Consider the following 6,030-nt stretch of genomic DNA (forward strand, 5'->3'; position numbering starts at 1 on the left):
GTCGGCCGCATCGGCATCGGCCGCATCGAGCGCGGCTCGATGAAGGTCGGCCAGCAGGTCACGGTCTGCGACTATCACGGCGCAACCCAGCCGTATAACGCCAAGGTCGTCACGCTCTACACCATCGAAGAGCTGGACCGCAAGCCGGTGGATGAAGCCAAGGCTGGCGAAATCGTTTGCTTCTCGGGCATTGAAAACGTCACCATCGGTGAAACCCTGTGCGACCCTGAGCACGTCGAGGCATTGCCTTTCGTCAAGATCTCCGAGCCGACGGTCGAGATGACCTTCTCGGTCAACGATTCGCCGTTTGCGGGCAAGGAAGGCAAGTTTGTCACCTCGCGCCACCTGCGCGAGCGCCTGTTCCGCGAGCTGCTCAAGGACGTTTCCCTGCGCGTCAACGAGACTGACACGACTGACGCGTTCCGCGTCTGCGGCCGCGGTGAAATGCACCTGTCCATCCTGATTGAAAACCTGCGCCGCGAAGGCTATGAGTTCCAGGTTGGCGCGCCCAAGGCACTGTTCAAGGAAATCGACGGTGTCAAGTGCGAGCCGGTCGAGCGCATGATTGCAGACGTACCGCAGGACGCAGTTGGCTCGATCATGGAGAAGATGGGCAGCCGCAAGGGCGAACTGGTTTCCATGAACCCCAAGGGCGCGGACCGCATGCGTCTGGAGTTCCTCATCCCGGCGCGCGGCCTGTTCGGCTACCGCACCGAGTTCCTGACCGACACCAAGGGCGAGGGCGTGCTGTCCTCGGTATTCCACAGCTATCAACCGTACAAGGGCGATATCTCCAAGCGCACCACCGGTTCGCTGATCGCGTTTGAGACCGGCGAAGCCGTCGGCTACGGCCTGTTCAACGCGCAGGAGCGCGGCCCGCTGTTCATCGGGCCGGGCACGCAGGTGTACGAGGGCATGGTCATTGGTGAGAACCCGCGCGGTGACGATATGGCGGTCAATGTCTGCAAAAAGAAGCAGCTGACCAATATGCGCGCCTCGGGTTCGGACGACGCGCTGCGCCTGATCCCGCCGCGTCAGATGTCGATCGAAGCGGCACTCGAGTTCATCTCGGATGACGAGCTGCTGGAGATCACGCCCAAGAGCGTGCGCATCCGCAAAAAAATCCTGTCCAACACCGAACGTCTGAAAAAGGTCAAGGGCGGCAAAAAGTAATCCATTTTATTGCAATAAAGGAGTTTTATCCATGTCTGTTAAAGAAGTACTGCATACTGATCTCGCACCCGCAGCCGTTGGCCCGTATTCACAGGCCGTTGCTGCAAACAATATGATTTTCACCTCCGGCCAGATCCCGATCAATCCCAAGACCGGTAAGATCGAGGCTACCACCATTGAGGAGCAGACCGAGCAGGTCATGCAGAACCTGCACTGCGTACTCGCCGAGGGCGGCGTAGCGTTCGACCGCGTCATCAAGACTACCTGCTTCCTCGCGGATATGAACGACTTTGCTGCGTTCAACGGCGTTTACGGCAAGTATTTCCCCGAAAACGCACCGGCGCGCTCCTGCGTGCAGGTCGCAGCCCTGCCGATGGGCGCTAAGGTCGAGGTTGAGGTCATCGCGGTAAAAGGCTGATTGGCCACAATAGATAATAAAAAGAGGACGGAAATTCCGTCCTCTTTTTTCATTAGCATCCCTCTTTTTCCTTGACCGCCTGCAAATACTGCCACAGCAGCCAGACGATGATCGCCGCCACAATAATCTGCACCACAAGCGACACGAAAGGAGAAAACGTTCCCACAATGGTGGCAACAATCCCGCCGATCAGTGACAGCCAGAAGCACCAGCGGATGCGCCCCGACGGGTAGTTATAGCCGCGGGGGAAAATCAATTCATCCAAAGCGAAATAAAAATAGTAATCCGCCACAATCATAACAATCAGACCTGCCAGCGTGACAAACAACAGCAGAATGCTGAGCACCGAACCAAGCGCCAACAGCGTCATCAGCAAGCCGCCAAAGGTCAGCGCAAGACTGAGCAGCATAGTACGCCATGCGCGTCCCATGCCGTCCGATACATCGCGCATTGCATACAGCTCATAAAGCTGCACCACCCCGACTACAAGCCCTATAATCGAGGCGATGATGTGGTCAAACGGCAGCAGCACCAACGCAATCAGCTGCATCAACCAGTAGATCCACAGGTTGTGATAAATCGGCTGCTGATAGCTTTCAAACTCTTCATTCATCTCAATCCCTCCTTTGATTTGTTTATGATACCAGACGGCATACTGCTTTGCAACAAAAATTCGGTAAAATTTTCCGACCGCGCATATAAAAAAGCTTCGAAACCTGCGGTTCCGAAGCTTTCTTTTTGCCATCTTGCAGAGAATCAGTCCTGATGCTCCTCGATGTACTTGACGATGTCGCCAATGGTGCTCATCTGGGTCGCCTCTTCGTCAGAGATGGTTACGCCGAAGTTCTCCTCGAGGTCCATCATCAGCTCAACAACGTCCAGAGAGTCCGCGTTCAGGTCTTCCTTTACCTTAGTATCCATGGTCATGGTGGAAGCGTCGGCGTCGAACTTGTCAGCCAGAATCTCGCATACCTTTTCAAACATGGGAATTACACTCCTTCATTCTGTTCTTGATTTATTTGTCTGAAAATCCCGATCTTACGGAACTTTTCATACCGTTTTTGCAGCATCGTATCCATATCCGGCTCAGCTGCCAGCTCTGCGAGCTGATCGCGCAGCGCGCGGCCCACATTGCGGATGAGCTGCGCATTCGTCTGTCCCTCTGGTACAATGCCCTCAATCATACCGAAATTATACAGATCCTGCGCGGTGATTCGCAGGGTATCCGCAGCTTCGGCTTCACGCGACGGATCCTTCCACAGAATGGACGCACAGCCGCGCGGCGAAATGACCGAATACAATGCGTTTTCCAGCATCAGCACACGATCAGCCACAGCCAGCGCCAATGCGCCGCCTGAACCGCCTTCGCCTGTGATAATGGAAATCACCGGTGTACGCAGTTCGATGAACTCATACAGGCTGCGGGCAATCGCCTCGCCCTGTCCGCGCTCTTCCGCGCCAACGCCCGGAAATGCGCCGGTCGTATCGACCAAATTGATGACGGGACGATGGAATTTCTCGGCCTGATGCGCGAGACGCAGCGCCTTGCGGTACCCCTCCGGATTGGCCATGCCGAAATTGGCGGCCATCTTCTCCTCGGTCGTCTTACCCTTGCGGTGGCCGATAATCGTCACCGGCATGCCGTTAAACATCGCAACGCCCGCACAAATCGCATGATCCTCGCCAAAATAGCGGTCGCCGTGCAGCTCGACAAAGTCCGTGAACAGCTCACTGATATAATCCTCGATCTGCGGACGCTTAGGATCATGGATGATGCGCATTTTTTCACTTGCAGGTTTATTCGCCATAGTGCCACACCTGCCGTTTCTTGGGTTTGGGCTGCCGATGGAGCTTCAGAAGCGTCTCGAGCGTGCCCTTGAGCTTGTTACGCGGAACTATTTTATCACAGAAGCCGTGCGAAAGCAAGAACTCGGACGACTGAAAATCATCCGGCAGCGTCTCGCCGATCGTGCCTTCGATCACGCGGCGTCCGGCAAAGCCGATGGTTGTGCGCGGCTCGGCGAGGATGATATCGCCCAGCATGGCAAACGACGCAGTCACGCCGCCGGTCGTCGGGTCGGTCAGCACGGTGATATACAGCAGGCCGGCGTCCGAATGCCGGCGCGCCGCCGCCGAAACCTTGGCCATTTGCAGCAGGGAGAACATCCCCTCCTGCATGCGCGCACCGCCCGAACAGGTGAACAGCACCACAGGCAGGCTCTTTTCGGTTGCGTATTCAAACAGGCGGGTCAATTTTTCACCCACAACCGAGCCCATGGACGCCATCATGAAATGACTGTCCATCACGCCGATGCAGGTCTCCACCCCGCCAATGCGGCACACGCCGGTCTTGACGGCATCCGGCATGCCGACCTTTTCGGCCAGCTGCGCCGCCTTTTCGGCGTAACCCGGAAAATCAATCGGGTCGGCAGGCGCGAGATCGCCATACAGCTCCACAAAGCTGTCCTTATCTGCAATCTGGCGGATGCGCGTGCGCGCCAGCAGCCGTCCATACCGGCCGCAATGCGGGCACACATACAGGTTTTTACCATAAGCATAGGCTTTCAGCTCCGCGCCGCAGCCTTTGCACTTGACCACCTTAACGCCCGTTTCCTCCTGCGGCTTCATCTCCATCGAGGTTTCCCGCGTTTTCTGGAACAAATCGAGCAGCATGGTGCTTCCCCCCTTCTTTTATTGCTCAAAATCTCCGTTTGCAATGGAATTGACATGGAATTCCGCGTCCTCAAACGCCTTGGAACGCAGAATATGCATCTGATAATCCGTGCCGGTGACAACGCCCTCAAACAGCGTCTCCGCCAGCGCGCGGCGCATACGGGCAATCGCCTGCTGACGATCCGCACCGTAAACGATCAGCTTGCCGATCATCGAATCATAGAACGGCGGGATCTTATAGCCCTGATATGCTGCCGTATCCATGCGCACACCCGGTCCGCCCGGCAGGTGCATCGCCACCAGCGTGCCCGGGCAGGGCGCGAAGTCGCGCGACGGGTCCTCCGCATTTATGCGGCACTCGATCGCATGCCCGCGCAGCGACAAATCCTCCTGTGTGAAGGACAGCGGCTCGCCCGCTGCCACACGAATCTGCTCGCACACCAAATCAACGCCCGTCACCTGCTCGGTGACCGGATGCTCGACCTGAATGCGGGTATTCATCTCACAGAAATAGAAGTTACGGTCGCTGTCAACCAGAAATTCGATCGTGCCTGCGTTGCGGTAACCCACACGCTTGGCCAGATCGACCGCCGCCTTGGTCATTCTCGCACGCAACTCAGGCGTGACAAAAGCCGACGGGCTTTCCTCAATCAGCTTCTGGTGGCGGCGCTGCACCGAGCACTCGCGCTCGAACAGATGCACCACATTGCCGAAGCTGTCGCCCAAAATCTGCACCTCGATATGGCGCGGATTGTGAATGTACTTTTCCATGTACAAGCGGCCGTCGCCAAAGTTTGCGACCGCTTCCGCCGCAGCGCTGTCGTAAGCGTCCTTGAGGCCGCGCACGTCCTGCGCCACACGGATGCCCTTGCCGCCGCCGCCGGACGCCGCCTTGAGCATCACCGGATAACCGATGCGCTCCGCCTCGGACAGCGCCTCGTCAAAGTCACGCAGCGGGCCGTCCGTACCCAGCGCGACCGGTACGCCCGCCGCAATCGCGTTACGCTTGGCCTCGGACTTGTCGCCCATCAGTCGGATGGTCGCAGCAGTCGGCCCAATGAAAGCAAGACCGGCCTGCGTCGTACGCTCTGCAAAATCCGGGTTCTCGGACAGGAAGCCGAAGCCCGGGTGGATCGCCTGACAGCCCGACGCGAGCGCCGCCGAGATGATGTTATCCATATTCAGATAGCTGTCCGCCGCGCGGGCCGGACCGATGCACACCGCTTCGTCCGCGATCTGCGCATGCAGCGCTTCGCGGTCGGCCTCGGAATACACGGCAACCGATATCACACCCAGATCGCGGCACGCCTGAATGATGCGGACCGCGATTTCACCGCGGTTCGCAATGAGTACCTTTTGAAACATGTCTTTCCCCGCCTCAGTCCATGATGACCATGCACTTGATCTCCGCCTCGGCAGCCTTCTGGTCGCCCACCCAGGCAACGCCCTCGGCTACCGCCATCGGGCCGCGGCGCTTGATGAACTTGACCTCCAGCCGCAGCGTATCGCCCGGCTTTGCCATCGTGCGGAACTTGGCCTTGTCAATGCCGGTGTACACCGCGGTCTTACCGCGGAACTCCGGAATGGACAGCAGCGCCACGCCGCCGACCTGTGCCAGCGCCTCCAGACGGAATACCGCGGGCATGATCGGATTGCCGGGGAAGTGACCCTGGAAGAAAAACTCATCGCCCGTCAGGTGCAGCGTACCGACCGCATGCTCCTCATCCATTTCGAGGATTTCGTCCACCAGCAGCATGGGCGGACGA

At 58.0% G+C, this 6,030-nt stretch carries 8 protein-coding genes; 2 read left to right on the forward strand and 6 right to left on the reverse strand.

Annotation, left to right across the window (positions count from 1 at the left end):
• Both ABGT74_RS11340 and ABGT74_RS11345 read left to right on the forward strand, forming a co-directional pair.
• A partial coding sequence (locus tag ABGT74_RS11340; RefSeq protein WP_346705562.1) for an EF-Tu/IF-2/RF-3 family GTPase occupies positions 1-1,173 on the forward strand: 1,173 nt, incomplete at its 5' end.
• 31 nt (positions 1,174-1,204) lie between these two features.
• The gene (locus ABGT74_RS11345) at positions 1,205-1,591 is read left to right on the forward strand and encodes a RidA family protein (protein ID WP_346705563.1); all 387 of its coding nucleotides are present in this window, start codon (positions 1,205-1,207) and stop codon (positions 1,589-1,591) included.
• A 52-nt stretch (positions 1,592-1,643) separates the two neighbouring features.
• Here the strand turns inward: ABGT74_RS11345 and ABGT74_RS11350 are convergent, their stop codons facing one another.
• From ABGT74_RS11350 to fabZ, 6 genes are all read right to left on the reverse strand, one after another.
• Positions 1,644-2,204, reverse strand: coding sequence for a hypothetical protein (locus ABGT74_RS11350; protein WP_346705564.1), 561 nt, complete (start codon positions 2,202-2,204; stop codon positions 1,644-1,646).
• Between the two features lie 143 nt (positions 2,205-2,347).
• Complete coding sequence (acpP, locus tag ABGT74_RS11355) at positions 2,348-2,575, reverse strand: acyl carrier protein (RefSeq protein WP_295949682.1); 228 nt, start codon at positions 2,573-2,575, stop codon at positions 2,348-2,350.
• Between the two features lie 5 nt (positions 2,576-2,580).
• Positions 2,581-3,399 carry an acetyl-CoA carboxylase carboxyltransferase subunit alpha gene (locus tag ABGT74_RS11360; RefSeq protein ID WP_346705566.1) on the reverse strand — a complete coding sequence of 273 codons (819 nt, stop codon included), beginning with the start codon at positions 3,397-3,399 and terminating at the stop codon, positions 2,581-2,583.
• Positions 3,389-4,264, reverse strand: a complete 876-nt coding sequence (gene accD / locus ABGT74_RS11365; RefSeq protein ID WP_330651680.1) for an acetyl-CoA carboxylase, carboxyltransferase subunit beta — start codon at positions 4,262-4,264, stop codon at positions 3,389-3,391. The genes ABGT74_RS11360 and accD overlap by 11 nt, the downstream gene beginning before the upstream one ends.
• 18 nt (positions 4,265-4,282) lie before the next feature.
• A complete protein-coding gene (gene accC / locus ABGT74_RS11370) occupies positions 4,283-5,629 on the reverse strand; it encodes an acetyl-CoA carboxylase biotin carboxylase subunit (protein ID WP_297284427.1) in 1,347 nt (448 codons plus the stop codon).
• Positions 5,630-5,642: 13 nt separating this feature from the next.
• A partial coding sequence (fabZ, locus tag ABGT74_RS11375) for a 3-hydroxyacyl-ACP dehydratase FabZ (RefSeq protein ID WP_346705567.1) occupies positions 5,643-6,030 on the reverse strand: 388 nt, incomplete at its 5' end.

Origin of the sequence: uncultured Agathobaculum sp. (assembly GCF_963927765.1) — a bacterium.
Taxonomy (GTDB): domain Bacteria; phylum Bacillota; class Clostridia; order Oscillospirales; family Butyricicoccaceae; genus Agathobaculum.

Bases quoted from the DNA above. Each gene is read 5' to 3' on its own strand.
- ABGT74_RS11345 (WP_346705563.1), top strand. From the start codon at position 1,205: ATGTCTGTTAAAGAAGTACTGCATACTGATCTCGCACCCGCAGCCGTT.
- ABGT74_RS11350 (WP_346705564.1), bottom strand. From the start codon at position 2,204: ATGAATGAAGAGTTTGAAAGCTATCAGCAGCCGATTTATCACAACCTG.
- acpP (WP_295949682.1), bottom strand. From the start codon at position 2,575: ATGTTTGAAAAGGTATGCGAGATTCTGGCTGACAAGTTCGACGCCGAC.
- ABGT74_RS11360 (WP_346705566.1), bottom strand. From the start codon at position 3,399: ATGGCGAATAAACCTGCAAGTGAAAAAATGCGCATCATCCATGATCCT.
- accD (WP_330651680.1), bottom strand. From the start codon at position 4,264: ATGCTGCTCGATTTGTTCCAGAAAACGCGGGAAACCTCGATGGAGATG.
- accC (WP_297284427.1), bottom strand. From the start codon at position 5,629: ATGTTTCAAAAGGTACTCATTGCGAACCGCGGTGAAATCGCGGTCCGC.